The sequence below is a fragment of the Azotobacter bryophylli genome, from assembly GCF_042643485.1.
Taxonomy (GTDB): Bacteria; Pseudomonadota; Gammaproteobacteria; order Pseudomonadales; family Pseudomonadaceae; genus Azotobacter; species Azotobacter bryophylli.
In genome coordinates, this window is record NZ_JBHRSJ010000035.1 from 333,264 (window position 1) to 357,364 (window position 24,101).

Genomic DNA, 24,101 nt, shown 5'->3' on the forward strand with positions numbered 1-24,101 from the left:
GTGAACGCAACAAGAACAATAGATGTGCGTGAACTGATCAATGGCCGACCCTTCGGCGCCTTCCAGAAGCTGGTGGTGTTCTTCTGCTTCCTCATCATCGCCCTGGACGGCTTCGACGTGGCGGTCATGGGGCTGATCGCGCCCCAGCTGCGCGAGGAGTGGGGCGTGTCGCCCCAGGCGCTGGGGCCGGTGCTGAGCGCCGCGCTGATCGGCCTGGCCATCGGTGCGCTGGTCGCCGGTCCCCTGGCCGATCGCTACGGGCGCAAGATCGTGCTGGTCTGCAGCGTGGCGTTCTTCGGCTTCTGGACCCTGGTCACGGCCTGTTCCGCCGATGTCACCCAACTGGTGGTCTTCCGCTTTCTCTCCGGCCTGGGCCTCGGCGCCGCCATGCCCAACGCGGCGACCCTGACGTCCGAGTTCGCCCCCGACCGCAAGCGTTCCTTCCTGGTCACCGTGGCCTTCTGCGGCTTCTCCTTCGGCGCCGCCGGCGGCGGCTTCCTCTCCGCCTGGATGATCCCGCACCTGGGCTGGCACAGCGTGCTGATCCTGGGCGGCGCGCTGCCGCTGCTGGTGGCGCCGCTGCTGTACTGGAAGATGCCCGAGTCGGTGAGTTTCCTGGTGACGAGGAAGGCTGCGCCGGCGAAGATCCAGCGCATCCTCGAGAGGATCGCCCCGGGCGCCAGCGACGGCCGCTGCGAATTCGTCCTGCCGACCCCGGCGCAGCGCAAGAGCGGCGCGCGGCTGGTGCTCTCCGGGAAGTATCTCTTCGGCACCCTGATGCTCTGGTGCGGCTACTTCACCGCGCTGTTCCTGGTCTACCTGTTCAGCAGCTGGTTGCCGACCCTGGTCAAGGACGGCGGCTACAGCGTCGCCGACGCCGCCATCGTCACCTCCATGTTCCAGGTCGGCGGACCGGTCGGCTCGCTGGTCGTCGGCTGGGCGATGGATCGCTTCAAGCCGCACGGGGTGCTGCTGCTGACCATGCTGGCGGCGGCCATCGCCACCTATGCCATCGGCCAGGTCGACGACGAGCTGTTCCTGCTCGGCGCCATCGCCTGGGCGGTGGGCTTCTGTCTGAACGGCGGCAGCGTCGGCATGAACGCGCTGGCCACCTGCTTCTACCCGACCGAGGCGCGCGCCACCGGAGCCAGCTGGATGAGCGGGATCGGTCGCTTCGGCGCCATTCTCAGTGCCTTCGCCGGCGGGCAGATGATCGCCATGGGCTTGCCCCTCGAACAGGTGTTCGCCCTGCTGGCGATTCCGGGCGTGCTCTCCGGGCTGGCCATGGCGGCCAAGGGCCTGGGCGACCGGCGCCGGCTGGCCGACGCCGGCGTGCTGCAGGCCAATCCCGCCCATTCCTGACCACCGGCCGCGCCCACCGCCGGGCGCGGTCCCCTTTCTCGCTGCGAGACCCGGTCCGGATCGCCGGCGACACGGGACGGGCCGTCTCGATACAACAAGAACAAGAGCAGCTAGGGATATGCATATTCTCAACGTGAAAATCGGCGTCCTGGCCTGCTGTGCCGGACTGTCGGTGACTGGCGCGGCCCTCGCCGGGCAGGCGCAGTCCAGGGGATTTTTCGAAGACAGCCACTTCGACCTGTTGAACCGCAACTACTATTTCAATCGCGATTTCCGCAACGGCGCCCGCAACAACCTCGGCGGCAACGCCCACAAGCCGCCGGCCGAGCGCAACGGCTATCGCGAGGAGTGGGCCCATGGCCTGATGGCCTTCTACCGCTCGGGATTCACCCGGGGAATCGTCGGCTTCGGCCTCGACGCCCACGCCTTGGTCGGCATCCGCCTGGACAGCGGCGCCGGGCGCACCGGTACCAGCCTGCTGCCCTGGGACGGCGACGGCAATCCGGAGAGCGAATATTCCGAGCTGGGCGGCGCGCTCAAGCTGAGGTTCTCCAGCAGCGTGCTGAAGTACGGCCAGCAGTTGCCCAACGTGCCGGTGTTCTCCATGAACCAGACGCGCCTGCTGCCGAGCACGGCCACCGGCTTCAGTCTGACCGTGGACGAGATCGGCGGCCTCAATCTGCAGGCGGGGCATTTCACCGCGGTGAGCGGGGTGGATTCCAGCGACAACCATGGCGAGATCACCACCGACTACGCGGTGCTGCCGCCGGCGCGCAGCATCGACTACCTGGGCGGCACCTACAAGTTCGGCGAGGATCTGAGCCTCACCCTGTACGGCAGCGAGCTGGAGGACATCTGGCGGCAGTATTACGCCAATGCCCGCTACCGGCTGGCGCTGCCGCACAACCAGGCCTTGACCTTCGTCTTCCATCTGTACGACACCCACGATCACGGCAAGTCGAAGGGCGGGAACATCGACAACACCTCCTGGTCGCTGAGCGCCGCCTACCGGATCGGTGGCCATACGCTCACCCTCGGCCATCAGCGCATCGACGGCGACGAGCCCCTGGACTGGGTCGGTTTCGACGGCACCCAGGGCGGCATGCTGTTCATGGGCAACGTGTCGCAGGTGGTGACCTTCAGCGAGGCCAATGAGCGCTCCTGGCAGCTGCGCTACGACCTGGACCTGGCGCCCTACGGGATTCCCGGGCTGACCTTCATGACCCGCTACACCCGCGGCGATCACATGGACAACGCCGATAGCGACAATCCGTTCTACACCCGCCATGGCGCCAGCGTTTATCAGCGGGGCAAGGACTACAGCCACTGGGAGCGCAACGTCGAGCTGGCCTATGTGCTGCAGTCCGGGCCGGCCAAGGATCTGCTGCTGCGGGTACGTCAGTCGACCCATCGGGCCAGCATCGGTTACCGCTATCCCGATCATGACGAGGTGCGCCTGATCGTCGAGTATCCGCTGGGGCTGTTCTGACCCGGGCGAGTGCTCTGCCCGGCCCATTCGGGGCCGGGAGATGACTGTCCATGTTCGAATGAGTGAGGAGGCAAACATGCTCGAGGGTAAGGTGGCGGTGATCACCGGCGCCGGTTCGGGAATCGGCGAGGCCGTGGCCCGGCTGTTCGGCGCGGAGGGAGCGAAAGTGGTGGTGGGCGATGTCGCCGCCGATATCGTCGTCCAGGGCGGCGAGGCGATCTTCGTGCTGGTCGACGTGACTGCCGAGGCGAGCGTCGCGGCCCTGATGCAGGCGGCAGTGGCGACCTTCGGCAAGCTGGACATCCTGGTCGCCAATGCTGGCGTTCCGGAACAGAAGGGGCCGGTTCACGAACTGGATCTGGCCGCCTGGCAGCGCGTGCTGGATATCGACCTGACCGGCGTCGCCCTGTGCAACAAGTACGCGGCCGCGCGGATGCTGGAAAACGGCTCGGGCTCCATCGTCAACATGGCCTCGATTCTCGGCCATGTCGGTCAGGCGAACAGCACCGCCTACTCGGCGGCCAAGGCGGCGGTGGTCAACTTCACCCGCTCGGTCGCCCTGACCTATGCGCGGCGGGGCATCCGGGCCAACAGCGTTTCCCCGGGCTACGTGGACACGCCGCTGCTGGCACAGCTGCCGAAGGAGACCAGGGACGCCATGCTGAACAGGCAGCCGATAGGTCGCCTCGCTCGCCCGGAAGAGATCGCCCAGGTGGTCGCCTTCCTGGCCAGCGACAGGTCTTCGATCATCACCGGCGCCTGCATCAATACCGATGGCGGCTACACCGCGATCTGATCGTGCAGGCGGGGAGCGCCGCGCCTGCTCTTTCGCCGTGGTCGGTGGTTATCCGGAGAGCCCCACAACAGGGGCCGCCAGTCAGCTCCCGAAGGAAAAATCCTTCTTTTCAGTTATTTAGCGAAAATAGGTGTTGACACCCCGGATCAGTTCCGTAGAATGCGCGGCCATCAGCAGGCACATAGCTCAGTTGGTTAGAGCACCACCTTGACATGGTGGGGGTCGTTGGTTCGAGTCCAATTGTGCCTACCAAACAAAACCCGCAGCTGGCGGGGCTTAGAGGGCGATCCGAAAGGGTCGCCCTTTTTGTTTTGGGGGTTTTGGGGAAATGCCTGCCTTCTCATGGCGTCAGATTTGCCTGAGTTCGCGGTTGATGCCCCTTAAAGGGGGGCGTCGGTATTCGGGCATGAAAAATACCCGCCACCCCATACTGGCAGCATGCGGGGGTCAGTGCTGGGTATCGTCCAGGGCCATCCGAATCCCCAGGATGATGATATATAGCCAGTACAGCGGCCATAGCAGAACGCACCTGTGAAAGTGCGTCGGCTTGGTCACGCCGAACGATGTAATTACTGCGCCTATAAAATAGGTGACTACCAAGTCGACGATGGTCATGGCTTGGTCTCAAGTGGGGCGCTCCGCAATGCTTCTCCGGCTGCGAACTCACATGATGCAAGACCGTGCTGGGTCTTGGGCGTCGTTCGGCTGGGTTGCGCTGCAGTGGTCGCCATCATCGCTTCCGGTCTGCTGCGAAAGCCTCTGTAGCGGCCTTTCCGGCTTTGCGCTGTTCTGGCAGGCAGACATCCTCGCCCCCGACCTCGTCCTGAGGAACTTACCTATATAGGACTTTGCTCGGTCGCGAAGTTCACGTAGGGGATTCTTGCTGCTGGTGGGGGCGTCCGCTGTCCTGCTATTTCCGAGGGTGTGTGCTGGGGGTATGGAGAGGGGGGCTGCCGACTTCGGTGGGGATTATCGGGTGTGGATGCCTGCCGCCTCGATGGCTTCTCGGCATTCGTCTATTCCGTTGCTTCGCTCGAGGCTCAGGTCGTATTCCGGCAGTTCGATGGCAGAGCCTGAGTAATCGCTACGGCTTTTCGCCCAGGCTTCGAAGTCCTGACGTATCTGCTCGAACCTTTCGCTCATGTGTGTGCTCTCTCGGTTCTGGTGATTGCGGATGTCCGGCTTGCGTGGCGGCTGCTCTGTATTGGAAGCGGAAATGCTCGGCGTGGTTTCGAGTGATGTCGCTGTGGGGGCGGCTTCGTCAGATGCCGAGCTTCTGGGCGAGCAGAAGAAAGAGCGTAATGGTGATAACCGCAAGTAAGACGCCAAGGGGCGGTCCGATGAGGTGCTTCACATTCTGCTCCTTATCTGACTGATTTTCATAAGATTCTACCTGACGATGGAGCTTGGTGGGGCCGCTCTTCGGTGCCAATTGGAGGATGGTGGGGGCAGCTCGGCGGGCTGCGAGTTGCTGTGCCGCCCTGGTTGATCGATTTTTGTGCTAGCATGCTGACATCTCAGATGGCGTGAGCCCGACCTGTTTGCCGGTCGTCCGAATCGCTTCCTCTTTTGGCTCGAGGCATGGAGGGGCCGGGCGCGATTGGCGAGATCGCTTGTCAACGTCGCGGCTTTCTGAAAGCATCCGCCATCTTTAATCTTCCAGTGACTCCGGTTCGTTCGAGGCGGCCTTCGGGCTCCTGCCACGGTGAGGCAGGCATCTTCGGCGGATCGCTTACTGGCTCATCCCAACCCATGTGGCCTTTGGTAGGGGTCACCACTAGGAGAGGAGGCGCCATGCCCATCATTACTCTTCCAGACGGCAGTCAGCGTTCGTTCGATCATCCGGTTTCGGTTGCCGAGGTCGCCCAATCCATCGGTGCCGGCCTGGCCAAGGCCGCTCTGGCCGGCAAGGTCGATGGCCAACTGGTGGATACTTCCTGCGTCATCGAAGGCGATGTCGCATTGTCGATCGTCACTGCTCGGGAAGCTGAGGGGGTCGAGGTGCTGCGCCATTCCTGCGCCCACCTGATGGCCATGGCCGTACAGCAACTGTTCCCGGGTACTCAGGTCACTATCGGTCCGGTGGTGGACAACGGCTTCTACTACGACTTCGACTGCGAGCGTCCCTTTACCAGTGAAGATCTCGAGAAGATCGAGGCGAAGATGTACGAGTTGGCTAAGGCCGACTATCCGGTTACCCGTTCGCTGATGTCGCGCGACGAGGCGGTGGCCTTCTTCGACAGGCTCGGCGAGAAGTACAAGGTCGAGATCATCGGCTCGATTCCCAGCAACGAACCGCTATCGTTCTACCAGCAGGGCGAGTTCATCGACCTGTGTCGCGGCCCGCACGTGCCGTCCACCGGCAAGCTGCAGGCGTTCAAGCTGATGAAGGTGGCTGGTGCCTACTGGCGTGGCGACGCCAAGAACAAGATGCTGCAGCGCATCTACGGCACCTGCTGGGGCAGCAAACAGGATCTCAAGGACTACCTGCACCGCCTGGAAGAGGCGGAGAAGCGCGATCACCGCAAGATCGGCAAGCGACTCGATCTGTTTCACACTCAGGAAGAAGCGCCCGGTATGGTGTTCTGGCACCCCAACGGCTGGACCCTCTACCAAGTGCTCGAGCAGTACATGCGTAACGTGCAGCGGCAGAACGGTTACCTGGAGATCAAGACTCCGCAGGTGGTCGATCGTGTACTGTGGGAGAAGTCCGGCCACTGGGCCAACTACAGCGACCTGATGTTCACCACTGAGTCAGAAAGCCGCGACTATGCGATCAAACCGATGAACTGCCCGTGCCACGTGCAGGTGTTCAATCAGGGGCTGAAGAGCTACCGCGAGCTACCCATGCGTCTGGCCGAGTTCGGCGCCTGTCACCGCAACGAACCGTCCGGTTCGCTGCATGGCATCATGCGTGTGCGTGGCTTCACCCAAGACGACGCACACATCTTCTGTACTGAGGAGCAGATGCAGGACGAGGCGGCGGCCTTCATCAAGCTGACCCTCGACGTCTACGCCGACTTCGGCTTCAAGGACATCCAGCTCAAGCTGTCGACCCGTCCGGAGAAGCGTGTCGGCTCCGACGAGCTGTGGGATCGCGCCGAGGCCGCCCTGCAGTCCGCGCTGGACAATGCCGGTCTGCCTTGGGAGTTGCAGCCGGGCGAGGGCGCCTTCTACGGCCCGAAGATCGAGTTCTCCCTGAAGGACTGCCTGGGGCGTGTCTGGCAATGCGGTACCTTGCAGCTGGACTTCAATCTGCCGATCCGCCTCGGCGCCGAGTATGTCAGCGAGAACAACGATCGGCAGCATCCGGTCATGTTGCACCGGGCTGTCCTCGGCTCATTCGAGCGCTTCATCGGTATCCTGATCGAGCATTACGAGGGCGCTTTCCCGGCGTGGCTGGCGCCGACTCAGGCGGTGATCATGAACATCACCGACAAACAGGGCGGGTTTGCCCTAGAAGTCGAAAAGATGCTCAATCAAAGCGGATTCCGTGCCAAGTCTGACTTGAGAAACGAAAAGATCGGTTTTAAAATCCGCGAACATACTTTGCTCAAGGTTCCCTATCTCTTAGTCATTGGAGACCGGGAAGTTGAGACACGATCCGTTGCTGTGCGTACCCGCGAAGGGGCCGATCTGGGTTCGATGCCGATCGAGCAATTCCGCGAGATGTTGGCACAGGCGGTTTCCCGGCGTGGTCGCCAAGAGATGGAGTAATCATTATTAAGCGTGAAATGAGACAAGATAGACGAGCTCAACCGAAAGCCCCGATCAACGAGAATATCTCGGCACGCGAGGTTCGGTTAATTGGAGTGGACGGCGAGCAAATTGGCATCGTCTCTATCGATGAAGCGCTTCGCGTAGCGGAAGAAGCCAAACTGGATCTGGTGGAGATATCCGCTGATGCAGTGCCGCCGGTGTGCCGGATCATGGATTACGGCAAGCACCTCTTCGAAAAGAAGAAGCAGGTTGCGGCGGCCAAGAAGAACCAGAAACAGGTTCAGATCAAAGAAATCAAGTTTCGTCCAGGGACGGAAGAAGGGGATTACCAGGTAAAACTACGCAACCTGGTACGTTTCCTTAGTGAAGGGGACAAGGCCAAGGTATCCCTGCGATTCCGTGGTCGTGAGATGGCTCACCAGGATCTGGGCATGGAACTGTTGAAGCGGGTCGAAGCCGATCTCGCCGAATACGGTACCGTCGAACAGCATCCCAAGATGGAAGGACGCCAGCTGATGATGGTCATCGCCCCCAAAAAGCGAAAATAACCTCCAGGGCACTGGCAGGCCTTGTGGTTATGTGTATTGACTGAATGCGGAGTATCCGAACATGCCAAAGATGAAAACTAAGAGTGGTGCAAAGAAACGCTTCAAGCCGACTGCTAACGGCTTCAAGCACAAGCACGCTTTCAAGAGCCACATCCTGACCAAGATGACTACCAAGCGTAAGCGTCAACTGCGCGGCACCTCGCTGATGCATCCGTCTGACGTCGCCAAAGTAGAGCGCATGCTGCGCGTTCGTTAATCCTGGTCAAGATTCTAGAGGTAATTACCCATGGCTCGTGTTAAGCGTGGCGTCATCGCTCGTCGCCGTCACAAGAAGATCCTGAAACTCGCCAAAGGCTACTACGGTGCACGCTCTCGCGTGTTCCGCGTTGCCAAGCAGGCGGTGATCAAGGCAGGCCAATACGCCTACCGTGACCGCCGTCAGCGCAAGCGTCAGTTCCGCGCTCTGTGGATCGCCCGTATCAACGCCGGTGCTCGTCAGAACGGTCTGTCCTACAGCCGTCTGATCGCCGGTTTGAAGAAGGCGGCCGTCGAGATCGATCGCAAGGTTCTGGCCGATCTGGCTGTGAACGAAAAAGCGGCGTTCGCTGCGATTGTCGAGAAAGCCAAGTCCGTTCTGGCTTGATTTCCCGATAGTCCCGGGCTTGCCCGGTGCTGAACGTCACCGATAGGGGAAGGGCCTTGTGCTCTTCCCCTATTTCGTATCTGAGAAGGGGCTTTTGCAAAACCGAGCCTAGCGTTGCAGGCAAACCGCTCTGCCGAGTGCGATGAAGTCGAATCGGACGCCAGGACAGTTCTGCAAGACCCTCTGGAGGTTGTACATGGAAAACCTGGATGCATTGGTCTCGCAAGCGCTAGAGGCCGTGCAACATAGCGAAGACGTCAATGCCCTGGAGCAGCTCCGGGTCCACTACCTCGGTAAGAAGGGTGAGCTTACCCAACTGATGCAGACTCTCGGCAAGCTGTCCGCTGAGGAGCGTCCCAAGGCCGGCGCCCTGATCAATGCTGCCAAGTCCAGCGTGCAGGATGCCCTCAATGCACGCAAGGCAGAGCTCGAGAGCGCTGCGCTGGCTGCAAGGCTCGCAGCTGAGCGAATCGACGTGACCCTGCCGGGGCGTGGCCAGGTTTCCGGCGGACTGCACCCGGTAACCCGCACCCTGGAACGGGTCGAGCAGTTTTTTACCCATATCGGTTACAGCGTCGCCGAAGGTCCGGAAGTCGAGGACGACTATCACAACTTCGAAGCGCTCAATATCCCCGGCCACCATCCGGCACGGGCGATGCACGATACCTTCTATTTCAACGCCAACATGCTGCTGCGTACCCATACCTCGCCCGTCCAGGTTCGCACCATGGAGACGCAGCAGCCGCCGATCCGCATTGTCTGTCCTGGACGCGTATACCGCTGCGACTCGGATATCACCCACTCGCCCATGTTCCATCAGGTAGAGGGCTTGCTGATCGATGAAGGCATCAGCTTCGCCGACCTCAAGGGCACCATCGAGGAGTTTCTTCGGGTGTTCTTCGAGAAGCCGCTGGGCGTTCGCTTCCGTCCGTCCTTCTTCCCCTTCACTGAGCCATCCGCTGAAGTCGACATGCAATGCGTGATGTGCGGCGGGCATGGTTGCCGCGTGTGCAAGCACACCGGCTGGCTGGAGGTAATGGGTTGCGGCATGGTGCATCCGAACGTGTTGCGCATGTCGGGCATCGATCCGGAGAAATACCAGGGCTTCGCCTTCGGCATGGGCGTCGAGCGTCTGGCCATGCTGCGTTACGGAGTCAACGATTTGCGCCTGTTCTTCGAAAACGACCTGCGCTTTCTCGCGCAATTTCGCTAGCCGTAATCGAATTTTCAGGAGAGAACAGGATGAAATTTAGTGAACAATGGCTGCGGAGCTGGGTAAGCCCGCAGGTAACCCGCGACGAGTTGGTCGCTCGTCTGTCCATGGCCGGTCTTGAGGTGGATAGTGTCACGCCTGCAGCCGGTGCTTTCAGCGGTGTGGTGGTCGGCGAGATCCTTTCCGCCGAGCAGCACCCGGATGCGGACAAACTGCGCGTTTGCCAAGTCAGCAACGGTAGCGAAACCTTTCAGGTGGTTTGCGGCGCGCCGAATGCTCGCCCGGGGATCAGAATTCCGTTTGCCATGATCGGGGCCGTACTGGGCGAAGACTTCAAGATCAAGAAGGCCAAGCTGCGCGGTGTGGAGTCCTTCGGTATGCTCTGCTCGGCCTCCGAGCTGCAGATCAGCGATGACAACAGCGGGCTGATGGAGCTGGCGGCAGATGCGCCGGTAGGGCAGGACATTCGTGTCTACCTGGGCCTGGATGATGCCAGTATCGAAGTCGACCTGACGCCGAATCGTGGTGATTGTCTTTCTATCGCCGGACTAGCCCGTGAAGTCGGTGCTCTTTACGGGGCGGAAGTGACGCGTCCGAGCATCGAGGCTGTGGCTGTCGTGCACGATGACGTGCGCCCGGTCGAAGTGCTGGCGCCGAAGGCCTGTCCGCGCTACCTTGGGCGTGTGTTGCGCAACGTCGACTTGTCCCGGCCGACTCCGCTGTGGATGGTCGAGCGCCTGCGCCGCTCCGACATTCGCTCTATCGATCCGGCAGTCGATGTCACCAATTACGTGATGCTTGAGCTGGGTCAGCCGATGCACGCCTTCGATCTCGCCGAGATCAATGGCGGAATTCGGGTGCGCATGGCTGAGGAAGGAGAGGAACTGGTTCTGCTCGACGGCCAGGAGGTCAGCCTGCGCGCCGATACCCTGGTGATCGCCGATCATCAGCGCGTGCTGGCTATCGCCGGCGTGATGGGGGGGGGGCACAGCGGAGTGGGTGGCAAGACCCGAGACTTGTTCTTGGAGAGTGCTTTCTTCGACACTATCGCTATTGCCGGTAAAGCGCGTTCTTATGGACTGCATACCGATGCCTCGCACCGCTACGAACGTGGCGTCGATTGGCAGCTGGCTCGCCAGGCCATGGAGCGCGCTACCGCATTGTTGCTGGAGATCGTCGGCGGTGAGCCGGGGCCGATAGTCGAGGTGGTCGATCCGGCAAGCCTCCCGCAGACGGCGCCGATTGTTCTGCGTGCCGAGCGCATCAGCCAGATGCTCGGTCTGCAGATGGAATCGGAGCAGGTCGAGCGCCTGCTTCCGGCGCTGGGACTGAAAGCCACCAAGACCATGGTCGGTCAATGGCAGGTCGAAGTACCCAGCCATCGCTTCGATATCAGTCTTGAAGTCGACCTGATTGAAGAGCTTGCTCGTCTGCACGGCTATAACAACCTGCCCGTACGTTACCCGCAGGCACGCCTGGCGCCGCAGGCTAATACCGAGGCCCGAGCCGAATTGCCGGCACTACGTCGCTTGCTGGTCGCTCGTGGTTATCAGGAAGCGATCACCTACAGCTTCATCGATCCCAAGTGGTTCGAGCTGTTCGCCCCAGGCATGCAGCCCCTGACCTTGGCTAATCCGATCTCGATGGATATGGCGGCGATGCGTCCTTCGCTCTGGCCTGGGTTGGTTAAGGCGCTGCAGTACAACCTGAATCGGCAGCAGAGCCGCGTGCGGCTCTTCGAAAGCGGCCTGCGCTTCGTCGGTCAACTGGGCGATCTCAAGCAAGAGTCGATGCTGGCGGGTGTCGCCACTGGTAGTCGTCTGCCAGAGGGTTGGAACCAAGGTCGCGAAACGGTCGATTTCTACGATATCAAGGCCGATGTGGAGGCCTTGCTCGGTGCTTCCGGTGCGCCAGACGAGTTTTCCTTCGTTGCCGGTGAGCACCCGGCGTTGCATCCGGGGCAGACCGCGCGTATCGAGCGGGCTGGAAGGCTAGTAGGCTTCCTTGGGGCTCTGCATCCTGAGCTGGGCAAGACGCTGGGTCTGGAGCAGCCGATCTATTTGTTCGAACTACTACTCACAGAGGTCGTCGAAGGGTGTCTGCCGAAATTCCAGGAGCTCTCCCGTTTCCCGGAGGTGCGTCGCGATCTGGCGCTGATAGTCGAACGCGATACCCCGGCAGAGATGATTCTGCAGGCGATCCGGGAGACTGCCGGTGAATACCTGACCGATGTCACGCTCTTCGATGTCTACTGTGGTAAAGGCATTGATCCGCAACGAAAAAGTCTTGCGGTTGGCTTGACCTGGCAACACCCATCGCGCACTCTTAATGATGAAGAGGTGAATGCCACAACCCAGAATATCCTCGCCTCGCTGGAAGAAAGGTTCAATGCCACGTTAAGGAAATAGCGTATGGGGGCTCTGACGAAAGCTGAGATGGCTGAGCGTCTCTATGATGAGCTTGGCCTGAATAAGCGGGAAGCCAAGGAATTGGTCGAGTTGTTCTTCGAGGAGATCCGGCAGGCTCTGGAGCATAACGAGCAGGTCAAGTTGTCCGGTTTCGGCAATTTCGATCTGCGTAACAAGCGCCAGCGCCCCGGCCGCAATCCCAAGACAGGAGAGGAGATCCCGATTACGGCTCGTCGCGTGGTCACCTTTCGTCCAGGGCAGAAACTGAAAGCCAGGGTTGAAGCCTATGCTGGAACCAAGTCATAACGACGAGTTGCCGCCGATCCCAGGTAAGCGCTACTTCACCATTGGAGAAGTGAGCGATCTCTGCGCTGTGAAGCCCCATGTCCTACGCTACTGGGAGCAGGAATTCCCACAGCTGAACCCCATAAAGCGCCGGGGCAACCGGCGCTACTACCAGCGTCAGGATGTTCTGATGATTCGGCAGATCCGAGCGCTCCTGTATGAGCAGGGCTTTACCATTGGTGGCGCCCGTTTGCGCCTCACCAGTGACGAAGCCAAGGATGACAGTACTCAATACAAGCAATTGATCCGTCAGATGATTGCTGAGCTTGAGGATGTTTTGCTGGTATTGCGCAAATAGCCGGCTGGTAAAAAAAGCTTCCAATTTTCAGCAAGTTAGTATATAGTTCATCTCGCTTCCGGTGACACGGGGCGAAATAGTCGGGGCGTAGCGCAGCCTGGTAGCGCACTTGCATGGGGTGCAAGGGGTCGAGTGTTCGAATCACTCCGTCCCGACCAAAATTCTCCAGAAAATCCAAGCACTTACGGGTGTTTGGATTTTTTTATGCCCGCACGTTGCGCAATATGGGCGCAAAAACGGCGCAAAACTCATCCAGAAATTTCGCTGATATCCAGATCGGGAACCGCCTCTGACCAGACCACTTCGGCATGGTCACGCTGGTAGTTCTTCGTCATCTCCTCGCTGGCATGGCCGGCAATTCTCTGACCGTCTTTACCGGCCCGCTTGTACAGGTGTAGGGATAGGGCGCGAATCTCATGAAAGCCCGGCATCTCCTCGTCCTTCAGCCCCTTGTATGGGTTTGCCTCATCTCTGGCCGCCTTGAATGCGCGGGTGAGGAAGCGCTCCTCGATCTTCGTCCAGTGGTCTTTGCCCTGGGCTTGCTTCTGCTTCAACCGTTCCGGCTTGCGGTGGATCAGGTAGGGCGATAGCACCTCATCCCGACAGCGAGCCAGCACAGCGGCGAGCTGGGGCGTCACTTCGAACTTCAGCCACCCGGCATCGCTTGCCCGCTCGGTCTTGCTCTGTACCACGTACAGATAGCCGTCGCGCACGTCCTCGAACTTCATGTTGATGATGTCACCGCGGCGCTGGGCGGTGATAAGGGCCAGGTCGATGGCATTCTGTAGCCAGCGAGGGGCCCTGGCCCGGATTGCCTTCAGACCTTCGACCGTATGGCGCTTGCGTTGCTTCTTCTCGATCTTCGGAATGGTGCTGGCGGCTGGGTTGTCCGGGCATAGGCCTTTCGCTGCTGCATGGGTGAACACGTCGACCAGCATGGCGCGGGCCTGATTCGATGCCCGTGGCGTGAGACCGTCGAGAAACTCTGCAACCATGCGTATGGTGATCTGATCGATCGGCTTGGCTCCGAGCGCTGCGCGAGCCTGTTTCGCGCGAACCTGGAACAGATCCATGGTTGCCTTAGCCAACTCGCGGGGCGGCAATACCTCGCGCTCGTAGTAGTCGAGAAAGGCATCGAGCGTGTCTGTTGATCCGAGCACACTGGCCACCAGATCAGCTCCCTGCATCAGCATACTATTGAGCTGCTTGGCCGCCTGGATGGCCTTCTGCCGATCCGTACCCATCGGGTGCCAGGTACCGGTGTCGGGTCGGCGATAGCGAAAGGAGCCGCGCCGGGTGTCCTCGTAGAGGTTTGGTGGCAGCCCCTTGTATTTCGACATCCGAGGGCGCGGTGACATTAACGTGCTCCTCGCAGCACGGCATCCACTAGGTCGTTACCGGTGTGGCGTGAATAGGCCGCCCAGTCCACATACCAGAGCTTGCCGATCTGCTGACCTGGCAGTTTGTCGTTCCGCAGCTGCTGACGGATCGCCTGGGCGCACATGGGCGTCCCGTTCTCACCCCAGCAGCGGCGCTGAAACTCGCTGATCTTGATGAGTTCCCTTTTCATGAACAGTAGTCCTCCTCACCGCTCATGCTTGGCAGTGGTGCGAGAGGCATTGATTGGGAGAGCTGCTCGGCGGCCTGCACCACGGAAATCGAGCTCATTGGCAATATCTCCCCGTTCCGGTCTTGGTCTGGATTGCAAACAGGCGATAGCCGGGCTTTGCGGGTGTTCGTGTGAGACTTGCGTGCTGGGAAGGCCTTTCCTTCCCAGCGACCTGCTGGCCCTCTGATTTCTGCTTGAGGCTGGTAAGCCCGCTGGCGCTTTCCGTCGAAATGCTCCTGGCACGCCTGGAACAGCTCGACCTCGTCGCCGATACCCATTAAGGCCTGTCCGGTGGTTGAGCCGATCTGCACCCTGCCGTCCTTAACCTTGCCATGCTGACTTGTCCGGTAAAGGTAGTAGCGACGGCCTCCGCGGCTGCCGTCGCTGGCCTCGTTGAGATAGAACGCGACGTCGCCTTGGCGAACCCGGAGAGCTGACTTAGCCATTTGGCTGCTCCTTCCCAGGGTGATCTAGCAGGTTGTCGACGATAGTCTCGTCGTGCAGTGTCTGCGCTGGCCGCGTGGTGAAGACCTGGCCGTTGCCGTCCACCATCCTGATCGGCTTCCCGTAGAGTGGGCCGTTCGGCGCGAATGGATCTGGCATGAGCTCTGGGTGCTCTAGCGAGAAAGAAACCATCAGCTCGAGCACGCAGTGGAAAAGCGGCCCCTCCTTCACGGGCGATTGGCGCTTTGCGTTCTTGTGGGTGGCGCTGTCCTCTAGCCCAGCGACAAACGCGATGTAGTCGAGCGCGCGGCCTTTTTTAGCCTCCGTGAGCCCTCTTCGGTGCACTGGGTTGACGGCCAGAGCATCGCAGATCCCGCTGACGCCGATTTTTTTCTCGATGTCGGTGCTGGTGCTCATCAGCCACTCACCGATGACTAAACGCGCCTGCTGGCGCAATGCGCACTGATTTCTGTAGTCCTGCTCCAGCTTGTCGATCTTTGACTTCGTGAATGGCAGCCCCTTCTTGAGGTCACGTATGAGGCGCGATAGCAGCAGCCCATCGATCTCATCAATAAGGTCGTACTGGCGGGCTAGCCTGCGCGATATCAGGAGCTTGGCTCGGGGCGAAAGCTCAGGTTGGCGCCAGATCCTGACCATCTTCCGGAAGTACTCAGGCTTTATCAGCACGGAAGCCGTCCTCCACCACCTTGATGCGCAGATCCAGGCCGCAGGCCTTGGCCAGCGGCACCAACTGCTCGATGGTGCTTTCCCCGTTCTGCAGAGCGAGCCCCAGCTGTACCAGGCGATCACCCAGGGCGGCGAAGGGGCTGGCGCTGGCCGGCGCGGGAGAGCGGTGCGCCGGAGCGTATGCGGTCGTGGTCATAGGATGAACCTCGGGTGTGGGAGCGGCTGGCCGGTGGCTATCGGTGTCTTCTGCTTTGGGCACGTGACCACCCAGGTGTTGCCGCTCATTTCGATTACAGGCTTCGCCAGGCGCTTGGCTTCATCGCGTTGGTAAAACGCCACCTGTGCGATGGAGAAGCTCGCCACGGCGGCGATACCCAGGAGCCAGTGGCAGAACCAGTGCTGTCGGCTGCTCACCCTTCACCTCCTGGCGTCATCGCTTCGCCTTCTCCATCAACAGGCGAGCCACCGCAGAAGCTGCAGGGCTTGAGCGCTACCGGATCGGGGACATGCTCACGCAGACTGGCGGCCACTCGCTCGATCTGCGCCAAGTGCTCGGCTTCATCGGGGAGTTGAGTGGCTGGCCTCTCGCCTGCCAGGCTGGCGGTTCCCGTAATCACGTCAAAGATCGAGCGAGTGCTGGACTTGCCTTGCTGCGCCACGATTTCAGAGTGTTCGGAATCGTGGCGCAGCTCACCGGGTTGCATCGCAGTGCGCCAGATGCCCGCCAGCTCCTCGATCTTGCCCAGCGTTTCCGCCGCGCGTACCGGCGATCCGGCCTGGCCCGCTTGTGCCAGTTCTTCAATCGTGCGAAATGCTTCCCCGGCCTGCTCGATGACGAACTCCAGGCTGTTTGCGCCGTGCTGGTACTCGGCGACCAGTTGCAGCAGTCCGGCAGGAGCATCGCCCTCAGCCAGGCCGGCGATCACGGCTCCGCCTCGGCCGATGGCCACCGCCGCGCCGAGTTGCAGAGCAGGACGCATGGCCTCGAAGTTCAGGCCTAGGCCGGGCTTCAGTACCACGGTGATCTTTTCCATGGTCAGGTCCTCGCGGCTGCCGGTTGGCGGCTCCGCTCCGAGCCATGGATGCGCTGGTAGATCTCCTCGCGGTGTACCTCGACGTCTTTGGGCACCTTGATGCCGAGGCGGACTTGGTCGCCTTGGTGGCCGAGCACAACGACCTCGATGTCGTCCCCGATAATCAGTTTCTCGCCGACCCTTCTGGTCAAAATCAGCATGTGAATCTCCTTTTTTCTGGGCAAGCCAAAGGCCTGCCGACGTTCATGGCTTTGCCGAATTGATGGTTGATTAGGTTGTTGCCTGGCTGCGCCCTGGCTATGGGCGCACGCCGCTGATCACGCGGCTATCAAGCCTGTCTCTCCGCAGCACCGACCGGGCTGGTGCTGTTCCGTCTTGCGCTCCGGCTGGCGGAAGTCGCGGCGTGTTGGGGCGCTGTCGAGGGTTGGGTGGAGGGCGGTCACGCCGTTCAGCATCAGCACGCATGCTGGGGTGATGATCTGGCGGCGGAAGGCCTCAAGCACCAGACCGCGAACGGTTTTGGCCCCAAGCTTGAACCGAGCATCATCAAGTCGCTTTTGCGCCGTTCCAGGAGCAATACCCATCTCGCGGGCAATCTCCTTTGCGCTCAGGTCGCCGGCAGCCAGCAGCGTTGCCACCAGCTCGCGTGGAGCGAGCCCCATGCCCAAGCGGCCCTTCCAGTTGCCTGCAATGATGGTGTCCATGATTACCTCTTTGCTCTTGGGTTAAGTTTCTCGATAGCCAGAATATAAGCCTTTGCCTAATCCGTGTAAATAGGCATTGCCTAATTATTGCTGGCGATTGGTTTGAAATTCTCATTCAGAGCATTTACTGTATGTTCATACAGTAAAAGGAGTGGCACATGGCCAAGCAGAAAACCAAGCAGCAGCCTCAAGAGCTCTCACCGTTCGAGAAATTGGGGCTACGTGTCTCGTCGATGATTAACGCGCCGAAGGCGCAGCTTGAGCGTCAGGTGACTATTCACCGGCTGGACACCGATCCGGACGAGGCGTGGGAAGGGATGCTTGAGCTGCTAGCCGAGACGGATGGCCTGAAAATGACCCGCAACACGGACGGCACGATAACTCTCAGGTGGGATCGGCCGGAGGGCGATGATGCTCAGATGCATGATGCGGAGCTTGAGTCTGTCGCCGAAGACGAAGCCGCATTCTGATGACATGGAGGTCCGAATCAAGTGGGAGGAAAGGAGGCCTTGCGACAGGAGGATCAAGCTAATCGCTTTGGTGTGTATTATGTGTATAATTTCGGCAGGCAGCGCGAGGAGACGGCAATGCGAAGTCGGGAGGTGATCGAGCTGCTGGAGGCGGATGGCTGGTACGAAGTGGCCGTGAAAGGCAGCCACCACCAGTTCAGACATCCGACCAAGCCGGGCAGGGTGACGGTTCCGCACCCGAAGTCGGACCTGCCGAAAGGCACCTACCAGAGCATCCTGAAGCAAGCCGGCCTCAAGTGAGGCCGGCTATACCACCCAAGAGGGGCACACCATGAAATATCCCGTCGTCATCCACAAAGAGCCTGGCAGCGACTACGGCGTGACGGTGCCGGATGTGCCCGGCTGCTTCTCCGCCGGCGAGACGATGGCTGAGGCACTGGAGAATGTCCGCGAGGCGCTGGAGCTGCATTTTGAGGGGCTGGTGGCGGACGGAGAACCGCTCCCTCAGCCGCAGGAAGTCGATGTGCACGCTGCGAACCCTGACTACGCGGGCGGCGTATGGGCGCTGGTCGACTTCGATGTGACGCCCTACCTGGGTAAGGCTGTGCGCTTCAACGCCACCTTGCCGGAGCATCTGCTGGCGCGGATCGACGCCTACGTGAAGAGCCACCCGGAACAGAAGAGCCGATCAGGATTCCTGGCCGAGGCGGCCTTGCGGGTGTTGCAGCACGGCTGAGGGCAGAAACAAAACAGGACGAGAAAACCAAGATTGTCACTGAGAAAGGCGCCGGATTGGTAGGGGCTTTTTCTTTTGTGGGGCTCACTCTCTCGGGACGAGAGAGAGAAGAGAGCATTTACATTTATCGAGCGCTAAGTCTGAGAATGGTTAGAGATGGTCATTAGGCGGGGAAATTTGCTGCCGCTTGCTTGGAGCTTCCTCAAATTTGGTCGGCTTGCTCGATAGAAGAGTAAGAAGCATCTGTTCTCAAGGGGGCAGTGTGCATGATGCGCCCACTGCCGTTACGTAGTTAAAAAACTGAGTCCATAAGATATTAACGGCATCAAATCCAGCTACTTGCGACCCAGTCGCTGGTTATGATTACTCGTATGGATTGAGATCAATAACCTCTTGCAGCGTTCCTCCACGTATGTCGCATTGCGCCTTCACAGCGAAACCTGCGCCACCATTATCAAAGTGTCCGGCCATGACCGGCATATCTTTCTTGTACCTCGGGTCGTCTCTTTGTTGGGTCCAAAGTCTGAGTGTGCCATAGCTTATATTGCCGCGCGGGGAGATCCTTTGCTGCAAGTCCTCACGGCAGCGTTCTAGCAACTCCGTTCGAGACGCTGGACGGAGCTGCGCACTTTGCATAATCACACACTCGCGGACATCTTTAATTTCCGCGAGGATCGCTTTAGTGCTTTCGGCAGACTTGTCGCTAAGCTGCTTTAGCAATGCGGATTCCTGCATGTCTACGCTGTTATTCATTGTGTTGCTGAACTCTACGCCTCCCTTTTTATTTGCTACGGCAAAGGCCGTTTTGAATATATATGTGGTTTGCGTACTCAGGCCCATACCACAACTCTTGAGTGCGATATTCACGGGGTCAGTTTCGGCCGGCGTAGACGTGCAGCTTTGCAGGATGGCCAACGGGGCAAGGCAAAAAAAGAACTGTTTCTTAGTCATCTGCTTCTCCAAGTAGCTCAACTGATTAACGGCAATCAATTGAAAAACTTGAATATGCAACCACAAGAGCTATCGGGAAGGAGCAGTTCCAGAAGGCGAGGGCTCACATCGAAATTAGGCGTTCGGCTGAGCAAACTCTCCGTCTGCCCAGCGACGCTCGAAGTCTTTCCTGAACCTTGCCTCCCGGCTTGAACACACGTCAAAGCGCGTTGGCGACTCGGGGTGTTTGCAGGCCTCTGGTGGGATGTAGAACCGCTCCCACGCTGCATCCTTGAGTCGCTGCTGTTCGATCTGCCGCTGTAAGTCAGCAGTTCTTTGCGCTTCAATCTCAGCAGCCCTCTGAGCTTCATATGGAGACATTGTTTGGCTCTGCTGGATCGTGTGTGGCTGAGCCGGCTTCTGAGCTTGAGCCTCCTTCATCTTCGCCTGGACTTGCGTTTGGGCCGCTCTGTTTCTGGCCAGCATGTCTTCCTGCATGGTCGTGAACGTGCGGGTAATGACCTTTGCGACTACAAACCACATGAAGAGACCGAAGCCGGCCGCCAGGGTGATGCGTAGGAGAATGTGGGAGAGGGAGTCGGGATTGCGGCGTCGTGCCATGCAGGGCTCCTTGCAGATAGAGGCAGGATGCTATCGCAGGGGAGCAGCTGGTGGAAAGCAGAAACAAAAGCCCCGCTGGAGGGAGCGCTCTAAGCTAATTTACCGAATAGACTTGGTTTGGGTATGCGATTTGCAGCAGGAGGCGGCGGTTCGGGGTATCCTCCTGCCCGCTTCTTTGTCACTTATCGGAGATTGCAGTCTTGGTACATCATTGGCTCGTTGTCGTATGCGAGTGGTTGCTCGTGGGATCGTTCCTGTTCACGGTCGCATCGACCGCGCAAGCGTCGTCCAGCAAGGGGAAAGCCAGCGCCTACCCTCATATCCCGGAGCCAATGGTCTTTGACATGATTCGCCCGCTCGGTGCGCACCAGGGCGAGTTCGAGACCAATGCGCTGGCCACCTCCCCATTGTCCGGATCCGATCGGGTGACCCACTGGGCGCCGGAGGCGGAATTGGCTTTCGCCGATGGCATGGCCATCGAGTTCGAATTTCCCTTTCAGGATGACCGACTGACCGAATACAAGCTGGGACTGCAAGGCACGTTCGGCACCTTCAATCATGGGCGCTCCGTCCATGGCGCCCAGTATCTGGGCATTTACGATCGCGAGCGTCACACCTATCTCAACAGCTTGGTCTATATGCTGGGCAACCGATTCAGCAGCCGCTGGAGCACCATGAGCATGATCGGACTTGCTGATATCAGCTGGTCTCGCTCCAGCCAGCGCAATGATCTGATCCTCAACCATTCGACCTTCTACGATGCGACCGACAGCACCGTTCTGGGGCTGGAGGTCAATTATCTGACCGGCCATGATAGCCATGTCCTGTTGATGCCCCAGATCCATCAACGACTCACTCGGCTGGCGAATATCCAATTCGGTCTCGGAGTCAACAAAAGCCGCGGCGAGTCAGCGCGTCCCGAGGTCGGAATGCGCCTTATCCACCAATTTTGAGCGATCGATAGCCTGATAGGGGCTGAGGAAGCCGCTGCTGGAGAGGGAGAAGGCTCACATCGAAACTAGGACTTTGGTTGAGCAAACCTTCCAGCAGCCCAGCGCCGATCGAATTCCTTTCTGAATTGAGCTTCTCGAAGCACACAGATCTCAAAGCGGTCTTCAACATCAGGATGCTTGCAGGCTTCTGGTGGGATATAGAACCGTTTCCAGGCTGTATCCTTTAATAGCTGCTGCTCAGCCGTCTGCTGAACTTGATTTCTCGGCATTGGCTGGCGCTGTTGGAGCTCGTATTGCCGGATCGCCTGCCGGGCTTGAATCTCCCGCCATATGGCTTGACCACGTGCCTGGACTGCATGGATCTTGGTCAGAACACCTTCATGTACGATTGCGAGTGAGCGGGTGATTGCCGGGGCGGCGATGAACCCAATGAAAAGGGCTAGGCCGGCCGCTAGGAACAGGTAAAGGAAAGAATGGGCGATGCGGCGCCTTGTCATCGGGCGCTCCTTACTGCTGGAGACAAAATGCTATCGCAGAGGAGCTCCTGGGGGAAAGGCAGAAACAAAAAGCCCCGCTGGGGGAGCGGGGCTAACTGGAACATCACGACCCTTGTAGATTAGGGGCTGCGGTGTGAACGTTTCGTCATGTTGGCGTTAGGAAAATGAGAAGCCCCGCCCCGCGCTGGGCGGGGCTCTACTTTAGAGTGAGGTCTGCTCGGGGATTGCAGCTGGAATAATGCGGGAGGCGAACATTAGTCTTGGCTTTCCGGATGGATCGCTTTCATATTCACCCTCAACGCAGACATGACATCCTAGTATCTTTTTGCCAAGCTCTCCAGATACCTCCGGCATCACGCAGCGTAGGTTTCCAACTCCTGATATATTTCTGAGCTGGAAGCGGCCAGCATCTAAGTCAATTACACGGACCTCTCCCACAAAACGACCGAATCGCTTTTGCCGTGAAATAGGCTTTAATAAGGCCTCTCTTAGTACAACTCTCTCCTTTGTCGTTAATGCATTTTTTCTGGTGTCTGGCGACGATATATCAATCGTATGTATGCCGGCGCGTCCAGATGGAGAAAGATTAAATACGGCCTCTAAGCTTGCGTCTCTCAAAGCAGGGTCTGGCATGATTTCAGAGATGCCGTGGCTTATCTTTTCATCGCCAATATACTCAGGGATTACCGGCAGTTGTCTTACTGCAGACTTAATTGTGTTGTATACCGTTTCTGGTTCATTGCTTCCCAAGATTGACTCTATTTCAGATATGGAAAATCCAGCATAAATGCTTCCTGGGGCAAATCCTGAGAAGCGTATGTCGAGCTTTCTATATAGTACTTTAGAATCGAAATCAGAAATTTCGAATATTGACTTCGCTAGAGTTCGTATTTGTTTTTCTGCGGAAGTACAAAGCCAATTAAATGCATGTAGCCCTGGTGAGTTTGTAGATGTGGATGGGCCCTCGGCATGTAATACCAAGTCAGATGAGTCAAGAATTCTGGCTAACGGCATTTCTTCTGCATAAATGCTCTCAACCATTTTCCTTAGTTGTTCGATGGCGGTAGATATATCAACTTTTGCCTCGGCTTCTGCTTGCTTCCAAGCCATTAGTTGATCAAGAAAGACAGCTGCTCTACCGTGTACTTGCTCTACCCAAGTTCCCATTCGATCACCTCCACGACTCCGCGTCCTGCTTTTTCGTCGAGACCTTTTAATGAGGCCGTTTTTGGTCCTACGTACTGGAAAAACTTTACGAAATCGCTCTGCCCAGGCATCTGAATAGATGGATAGAAGTCTACTTTGTTTTGCTGTTTGTAGTGCTCGTGTAAGGAAAATACCCCCATGACTGCTAGGAACCTAGCCTGGGGCAAAGCTGGCAAGCATACCGTTGCTTCAATGTCAGCAGGATACGGTTTGTCGGAAAAAAAACTTCCACCCAAGAATAATCGTAAGCCCGTCGCAGCTTGGCGCAAGGGCCCATCAATGAATGATCTGACATGGGTATATAGCTCTATACGATATGCGCTGTGCAGGAAAATCTGCTCAATTTCCACAAATCTACAAGGATGCTCTCCTCGAGGGAGCAGTCCTCTATGGTCCAATGGAGGAATAGCCAAATCTAACTCCTTCTAGCGGCAAATACTTTCACACGGCACCCCATCCCCATCCCGATCCAGCCTCCGATTCCCGCACTGCTCCAGCTGAAACCGGGCCTCGGCACAGTTCGTCATCTGCCCGCACGTTTTCCGTGCAGCGCAGCTGAAGCCGTCGGCTTCGGCCGGCGAGGTCGTGTAATTCGCCCTGATTAGCGAAGGGGCCTCGGTAGGCGCCGCAAGGGCTGCATGACTTTGCTTGCTCGAGCAATTGGACAGATCGACATTCCCCACGTAGGGATTCCCCCAGCCCATGACGCAGCCAACAGCCTGGTTACGCCACCGCTCCCATTCGCTGACCGGGTACTGCCGATTCCATGCCTCGTAGGTCCGGCGATCTTGGCTGGAGAGACGCAGCTTGTAGCGGTCGGCCATGTAGAGGGTGACCCTGGCAGCCGCGCCGCGGACGGTTTCCGGCGGCATCGCCGTTTTCGCTTTGAAGTCGACCACCATGGGGCAGGCGCCGTACTGGGTCGGTTTCTCGGCCAGCATCCCGTAGGCGAAGTTGTTGCGGTCGCCGTTCACCTCGCCCACCGCCGGCACCAGGTTATGCAGATCGGCCTCGGCTGCGGAGAACACCGGGTCGTTGGCCGTGCAGTTCTTGCGGCCGCCGTTCTGCCAGCACTGGCGCTGATGGCCGATCACCCAGGCCGGAACGATGTGTTCCCACTCGACGCGCTCGGCCCGGTTGGCATTCTTGCGAGGCACGTAGCCGCAGCTCGCGAGGTCAATGCGGTTGCCCTGGTACTTGCAGCCGCAGTAAAAGTCGACCGGCCGCTCGGCATAGATCTTCCAGGCGATCTTCTTGGCTTCGGCAAACGTGCGGGGCGCCTCGGTAGCCTGGAAAGCGCCGGCAAACGGGGAGAGGAAAGCGAGCAGCAGAGGAAATGCGTACAGCGATCGCATAATGCTTCCTTGCAGAGTGTTGTTGATGCGTGA

At 59.1% G+C, this 24,101-nt stretch carries 32 protein-coding genes, 2 tRNA genes and 1 pseudogene; 18 read left to right on the forward strand and 17 right to left on the reverse strand.

Annotation, left to right across the window (positions count from 1 at the left end; all coding sequences use genetic code 11):
• From ACFOJE_RS20660 to ACFOJE_RS20675, 4 genes are all read left to right on the forward strand, one after another.
• Window positions 1–1,362, forward strand: a complete 1,362-nt coding sequence (locus ACFOJE_RS20660; RefSeq protein ID WP_377816868.1) for an MFS transporter — start codon at window positions 1–3, stop codon at window positions 1,360–1,362.
• 118 nt (window positions 1,363–1,480) lie between these two features.
• The gene (locus ACFOJE_RS20665; protein WP_377816869.1) at window positions 1,481–2,851 is read left to right on the forward strand and encodes an OprD family porin; all 1,371 of its coding nucleotides are present in this window, start codon (window positions 1,481–1,483) and stop codon (window positions 2,849–2,851) included.
• 76 nt (window positions 2,852–2,927) lie between these two features.
• Window positions 2,928–3,647, forward strand: a complete 720-nt coding sequence (locus tag ACFOJE_RS20670; protein WP_377816870.1) for an SDR family NAD(P)-dependent oxidoreductase — start codon at window positions 2,928–2,930, stop codon at window positions 3,645–3,647.
• A gap of 175 nt (window positions 3,648–3,822) precedes the next feature.
• A tRNA-Val gene (locus ACFOJE_RS20675) sits at window positions 3,823–3,899 on the forward strand.
• A gap of 717 nt (window positions 3,900–4,616) precedes the next feature.
• Here ACFOJE_RS20675 and ACFOJE_RS20680 read toward each other — a convergent pair.
• Window positions 4,617–4,790: a hypothetical protein gene (locus ACFOJE_RS20680; protein WP_377816871.1), complete on the reverse strand. Its 174-nt coding sequence runs from the start codon at window positions 4,788–4,790 to the stop codon at window positions 4,617–4,619.
• 31 nt (window positions 4,791–4,821) lie between these two features.
• Here ACFOJE_RS20680 and ACFOJE_RS20685 point away from each other — a divergent pair, with 31 nt between their 5' ends.
• From ACFOJE_RS20685 to ACFOJE_RS20730, 10 genes are all read left to right on the forward strand, one after another.
• Window positions 4,822–4,968, forward strand: coding sequence for a hypothetical protein (locus ACFOJE_RS20685; protein WP_377816872.1), 147 nt, complete (start codon window positions 4,822–4,824; stop codon window positions 4,966–4,968).
• Between the two features lie 473 nt (window positions 4,969–5,441).
• Window positions 5,442–7,364 (forward strand): threonine--tRNA ligase, encoded by a 1,923-nt coding sequence (gene thrS / locus ACFOJE_RS20690; protein WP_377816874.1) that lies wholly within the window; start codon window positions 5,442–5,444, stop codon window positions 7,362–7,364.
• A complete protein-coding gene (gene infC / locus ACFOJE_RS20695; protein ID WP_377816951.1) occupies window positions 7,364–7,915 on the forward strand; it encodes a translation initiation factor IF-3 in 552 nt (183 codons plus the stop codon). Before thrS ends, infC begins: the two co-directional genes overlap by 1 nt.
• Before the next feature lie 61 nt (window positions 7,916–7,976).
• Complete coding sequence (gene rpmI, locus ACFOJE_RS20700; RefSeq protein WP_039804765.1) at window positions 7,977–8,171, forward strand: 50S ribosomal protein L35; 195 nt, start codon at window positions 7,977–7,979, stop codon at window positions 8,169–8,171.
• A gap of 30 nt (window positions 8,172–8,201) precedes the next feature.
• The gene (gene rplT / locus ACFOJE_RS20705) at window positions 8,202–8,558 is read left to right on the forward strand and encodes a 50S ribosomal protein L20 (protein ID WP_377816875.1); all 357 of its coding nucleotides are present in this window, start codon (window positions 8,202–8,204) and stop codon (window positions 8,556–8,558) included.
• Window positions 8,559–8,754: 196 nt separating this feature from the next.
• Window positions 8,755–9,771 (forward strand): phenylalanine--tRNA ligase subunit alpha, encoded by a 1,017-nt coding sequence (pheS, locus tag ACFOJE_RS20710; RefSeq protein WP_377816876.1) that lies wholly within the window; start codon window positions 8,755–8,757, stop codon window positions 9,769–9,771.
• 29 nt (window positions 9,772–9,800) lie between these two features.
• Entirely contained in the window at window positions 9,801–12,179 is a 2,379-nt protein-coding gene (gene pheT, locus ACFOJE_RS20715; RefSeq protein ID WP_377816877.1) for a phenylalanine--tRNA ligase subunit beta, read from the forward strand.
• A gap of 3 nt (window positions 12,180–12,182) precedes the next feature.
• Entirely contained in the window at window positions 12,183–12,485 is a 303-nt protein-coding gene (ihfA, locus tag ACFOJE_RS20720) for an integration host factor subunit alpha (RefSeq protein WP_377816878.1), read from the forward strand.
• Entirely contained in the window at window positions 12,466–12,822 is a 357-nt protein-coding gene (locus ACFOJE_RS20725; RefSeq protein ID WP_377816879.1) for a MerR family transcriptional regulator, read from the forward strand. Before ihfA ends, ACFOJE_RS20725 begins: the two co-directional genes overlap by 20 nt.
• 81 nt (window positions 12,823–12,903) lie before the next feature.
• Window positions 12,904–12,980 (forward strand) — tRNA-Pro (locus ACFOJE_RS20730).
• 90 nt (window positions 12,981–13,070) lie between these two features.
• Here ACFOJE_RS20730 and ACFOJE_RS20735 read toward each other — a convergent pair.
• The 9 genes from ACFOJE_RS20735 to ACFOJE_RS20775 form a co-directional block, all read right to left on the reverse strand.
• The gene (locus tag ACFOJE_RS20735) at window positions 13,071–14,180 is read right to left on the reverse strand and encodes a tyrosine-type recombinase/integrase (RefSeq protein WP_377816881.1); all 1,110 of its coding nucleotides are present in this window, start codon (window positions 14,178–14,180) and stop codon (window positions 13,071–13,073) included.
• Entirely contained in the window at window positions 14,180–14,392 is a 213-nt protein-coding gene (locus tag ACFOJE_RS20740; protein ID WP_377816882.1) for a hypothetical protein, read from the reverse strand. Before ACFOJE_RS20740 ends, ACFOJE_RS20735 begins: the two co-directional genes overlap by 1 nt.
• The gene (locus tag ACFOJE_RS20745) at window positions 14,389–14,877 is read right to left on the reverse strand and encodes a hypothetical protein (RefSeq protein ID WP_377816883.1); all 489 of its coding nucleotides are present in this window, start codon (window positions 14,875–14,877) and stop codon (window positions 14,389–14,391) included. The genes ACFOJE_RS20740 and ACFOJE_RS20745 overlap by 4 nt, the downstream gene beginning before the upstream one ends.
• A complete protein-coding gene (locus tag ACFOJE_RS20750) occupies window positions 14,870–15,562 on the reverse strand; it encodes a hypothetical protein (protein ID WP_377816884.1) in 693 nt (230 codons plus the stop codon). The genes ACFOJE_RS20745 and ACFOJE_RS20750 overlap by 8 nt, the downstream gene beginning before the upstream one ends.
• The gene (locus ACFOJE_RS20755) at window positions 15,546–15,758 is read right to left on the reverse strand and encodes a hypothetical protein (protein WP_377816885.1); all 213 of its coding nucleotides are present in this window, start codon (window positions 15,756–15,758) and stop codon (window positions 15,546–15,548) included. Before ACFOJE_RS20755 ends, ACFOJE_RS20750 begins: the two co-directional genes overlap by 17 nt.
• Window positions 15,755–15,976, reverse strand: coding sequence for a hypothetical protein (locus ACFOJE_RS20760; protein WP_377816886.1), 222 nt, complete (start codon window positions 15,974–15,976; stop codon window positions 15,755–15,757). The genes ACFOJE_RS20755 and ACFOJE_RS20760 overlap by 4 nt, the downstream gene beginning before the upstream one ends.
• Complete coding sequence (locus ACFOJE_RS20765; RefSeq protein ID WP_377816887.1) at window positions 15,973–16,596, reverse strand: hypothetical protein; 624 nt, start codon at window positions 16,594–16,596, stop codon at window positions 15,973–15,975. Before ACFOJE_RS20765 ends, ACFOJE_RS20760 begins: the two co-directional genes overlap by 4 nt.
• Before the next feature lie 2 nt (window positions 16,597–16,598).
• Window positions 16,599–16,796, reverse strand: a complete 198-nt coding sequence (gene csrA, locus ACFOJE_RS20770; protein ID WP_377816888.1) for a carbon storage regulator CsrA — start codon at window positions 16,794–16,796, stop codon at window positions 16,599–16,601.
• Between the two features lie 117 nt (window positions 16,797–16,913).
• Window positions 16,914–17,300 (reverse strand): helix-turn-helix transcriptional regulator, encoded by a 387-nt coding sequence (locus ACFOJE_RS20775; protein ID WP_377816889.1) that lies wholly within the window; start codon window positions 17,298–17,300, stop codon window positions 16,914–16,916.
• 158 nt (window positions 17,301–17,458) lie between these two features.
• On the opposite strand from ACFOJE_RS20775, the gene ACFOJE_RS20780 reads away from it, so the two are divergent.
• The 3 genes from ACFOJE_RS20780 (at window position 17,459) to ACFOJE_RS20790 (ending at window position 18,506) form a co-directional block, all read left to right on the forward strand.
• On the forward strand, window positions 17,459–17,770 hold the full coding sequence (locus ACFOJE_RS20780; RefSeq protein ID WP_377816890.1) for a DUF1654 domain-containing protein: 312 nt from the start codon (window positions 17,459–17,461) through the stop codon (window positions 17,768–17,770).
• A gap of 117 nt (window positions 17,771–17,887) precedes the next feature.
• Window positions 17,888–18,070, forward strand: coding sequence for a type II toxin-antitoxin system HicA family toxin (locus ACFOJE_RS20785; RefSeq protein WP_377816891.1), 183 nt, complete (start codon window positions 17,888–17,890; stop codon window positions 18,068–18,070).
• 31 nt (window positions 18,071–18,101) lie between these two features.
• On the forward strand, window positions 18,102–18,506 hold the full coding sequence (locus ACFOJE_RS20790; protein ID WP_377816892.1) for a type II toxin-antitoxin system HicB family antitoxin: 405 nt from the start codon (window positions 18,102–18,104) through the stop codon (window positions 18,504–18,506).
• 363 nt (window positions 18,507–18,869) lie between these two features.
• On the opposite strand, the gene ACFOJE_RS20795 is transcribed toward ACFOJE_RS20790, so the two are convergent.
• The gene (locus tag ACFOJE_RS20795; protein WP_377816893.1) at window positions 18,870–19,457 is read right to left on the reverse strand and encodes a hypothetical protein; all 588 of its coding nucleotides are present in this window, start codon (window positions 19,455–19,457) and stop codon (window positions 18,870–18,872) included.
• 114 nt (window positions 19,458–19,571) lie between these two features.
• A complete protein-coding gene (locus tag ACFOJE_RS20800) occupies window positions 19,572–20,057 on the reverse strand; it encodes a hypothetical protein (protein WP_377816894.1) in 486 nt (161 codons plus the stop codon).
• Window positions 20,058–20,299: 242 nt separating this feature from the next.
• Here ACFOJE_RS20800 and ACFOJE_RS20805 point away from each other — a divergent pair, with 242 nt between their 5' ends.
• The gene (locus ACFOJE_RS20805; protein ID WP_377816895.1) at window positions 20,300–21,010 is read left to right on the forward strand and encodes a hypothetical protein; all 711 of its coding nucleotides are present in this window, start codon (window positions 20,300–20,302) and stop codon (window positions 21,008–21,010) included.
• Window positions 21,011–21,075: 65 nt separating this feature from the next.
• On the opposite strand, the gene ACFOJE_RS20810 is transcribed toward ACFOJE_RS20805, so the two are convergent.
• The 5 genes and pseudogenes from ACFOJE_RS20810 to ACFOJE_RS20830 all read right to left on the reverse strand — a co-directional run.
• Window positions 21,076–21,507, reverse strand: a complete 432-nt coding sequence (locus ACFOJE_RS20810; protein ID WP_377816896.1) for a hypothetical protein — start codon at window positions 21,505–21,507, stop codon at window positions 21,076–21,078.
• A 201-nt stretch (window positions 21,508–21,708) separates the two neighbouring features.
• The gene (locus ACFOJE_RS20815) at window positions 21,709–22,674 is read right to left on the reverse strand and encodes a hypothetical protein (protein ID WP_377816898.1); all 966 of its coding nucleotides are present in this window, start codon (window positions 22,672–22,674) and stop codon (window positions 21,709–21,711) included.
• Window positions 22,659–23,126, reverse strand: a complete 468-nt coding sequence (locus ACFOJE_RS20820) for a DUF6932 family protein (protein ID WP_377816899.1) — start codon at window positions 23,124–23,126, stop codon at window positions 22,659–22,661. Before ACFOJE_RS20820 ends, ACFOJE_RS20815 begins: the two co-directional genes overlap by 16 nt.
• Before the next feature lie 12 nt (window positions 23,127–23,138).
• Window positions 23,139–23,315, reverse strand: coding sequence for an excalibur calcium-binding domain-containing protein (locus ACFOJE_RS20825; protein WP_377816952.1), 177 nt, complete (start codon window positions 23,313–23,315; stop codon window positions 23,139–23,141).
• Window positions 23,316–23,345: 30 nt separating this feature from the next.
• Window positions 23,346–24,068 (reverse strand): annotated as a pseudogene (locus ACFOJE_RS20830) (endonuclease); the annotation flags it as partial.
• Window positions 24,069–24,101 lie beyond the last annotated feature (33 nt).

What these genes read in the sequence shown, in the direction of transcription:
- ACFOJE_RS20735 (WP_377816881.1), bottom strand. Translation starts at nt 14,180, where the DNA reads ATGTCACCGCGCCCTCGGATGTCGAAATACAAGGGGCTGCCACCAAAC.
- ACFOJE_RS20795 (WP_377816893.1), bottom strand. Translation starts at nt 19,457, where the DNA reads ATGACTAAGAAACAGTTCTTTTTTTGCCTTGCCCCGTTGGCCATCCTG.
- ACFOJE_RS20670 (WP_377816870.1), top strand. Translation starts at nt 2,928, where the DNA reads ATGCTCGAGGGTAAGGTGGCGGTGATCACCGGCGCCGGTTCGGGAATC.
- rplT (WP_377816875.1), top strand. Translation starts at nt 8,202, where the DNA reads ATGGCTCGTGTTAAGCGTGGCGTCATCGCTCGTCGCCGTCACAAGAAG.
- thrS (WP_377816874.1), top strand. Translation starts at nt 5,442, where the DNA reads ATGCCCATCATTACTCTTCCAGACGGCAGTCAGCGTTCGTTCGATCAT.
- ACFOJE_RS20740 (WP_377816882.1), bottom strand. Translation starts at nt 14,392, where the DNA reads ATGAAAAGGGAACTCATCAAGATCAGCGAGTTTCAGCGCCGCTGCTGG.
- ACFOJE_RS20665 (WP_377816869.1), top strand. Translation starts at nt 1,481, where the DNA reads ATGCATATTCTCAACGTGAAAATCGGCGTCCTGGCCTGCTGTGCCGGA.
- ACFOJE_RS20785 (WP_377816891.1), top strand. Translation starts at nt 17,888, where the DNA reads ATGCGAAGTCGGGAGGTGATCGAGCTGCTGGAGGCGGATGGCTGGTAC.
- ACFOJE_RS20725 (WP_377816879.1), top strand. Translation starts at nt 12,466, where the DNA reads ATGCTGGAACCAAGTCATAACGACGAGTTGCCGCCGATCCCAGGTAAG.
- ACFOJE_RS20685 (WP_377816872.1), top strand. Translation starts at nt 4,822, where the DNA reads ATGTCCGGCTTGCGTGGCGGCTGCTCTGTATTGGAAGCGGAAATGCTC.
- ACFOJE_RS20790 (WP_377816892.1), top strand. Translation starts at nt 18,102, where the DNA reads ATGAAATATCCCGTCGTCATCCACAAAGAGCCTGGCAGCGACTACGGC.
- ACFOJE_RS20745 (WP_377816883.1), bottom strand. Translation starts at nt 14,877, where the DNA reads ATGGCTAAGTCAGCTCTCCGGGTTCGCCAAGGCGACGTCGCGTTCTAT.
- csrA (WP_377816888.1), bottom strand. Translation starts at nt 16,796, where the DNA reads ATGCTGATTTTGACCAGAAGGGTCGGCGAGAAACTGATTATCGGGGAC.
- ACFOJE_RS20800 (WP_377816894.1), bottom strand. Translation starts at nt 20,057, where the DNA reads ATGGCACGACGCCGCAATCCCGACTCCCTCTCCCACATTCTCCTACGC.
- ACFOJE_RS20810 (WP_377816896.1), bottom strand. Translation starts at nt 21,507, where the DNA reads ATGACAAGGCGCCGCATCGCCCATTCTTTCCTTTACCTGTTCCTAGCG.
- ACFOJE_RS20680 (WP_377816871.1), bottom strand. Translation starts at nt 4,790, where the DNA reads ATGAGCGAAAGGTTCGAGCAGATACGTCAGGACTTCGAAGCCTGGGCG.
- pheS (WP_377816876.1), top strand. Translation starts at nt 8,755, where the DNA reads ATGGAAAACCTGGATGCATTGGTCTCGCAAGCGCTAGAGGCCGTGCAA.
- ihfA (WP_377816878.1), top strand. Translation starts at nt 12,183, where the DNA reads ATGGGGGCTCTGACGAAAGCTGAGATGGCTGAGCGTCTCTATGATGAG.
- ACFOJE_RS20755 (WP_377816885.1), bottom strand. Translation starts at nt 15,758, where the DNA reads ATGACCACGACCGCATACGCTCCGGCGCACCGCTCTCCCGCGCCGGCC.
- ACFOJE_RS20780 (WP_377816890.1), top strand. Translation starts at nt 17,459, where the DNA reads ATGGCCAAGCAGAAAACCAAGCAGCAGCCTCAAGAGCTCTCACCGTTC.
- rpmI (WP_039804765.1), top strand. Translation starts at nt 7,977, where the DNA reads ATGCCAAAGATGAAAACTAAGAGTGGTGCAAAGAAACGCTTCAAGCCG.
- ACFOJE_RS20815 (WP_377816898.1), bottom strand. Translation starts at nt 22,674, where the DNA reads ATGGGAACTTGGGTAGAGCAAGTACACGGTAGAGCAGCTGTCTTTCTT.
- pheT (WP_377816877.1), top strand. Translation starts at nt 9,801, where the DNA reads ATGAAATTTAGTGAACAATGGCTGCGGAGCTGGGTAAGCCCGCAGGTA.
- ACFOJE_RS20765 (WP_377816887.1), bottom strand. Translation starts at nt 16,596, where the DNA reads ATGGAAAAGATCACCGTGGTACTGAAGCCCGGCCTAGGCCTGAACTTC.
- ACFOJE_RS20775 (WP_377816889.1), bottom strand. Translation starts at nt 17,300, where the DNA reads ATGGACACCATCATTGCAGGCAACTGGAAGGGCCGCTTGGGCATGGGG.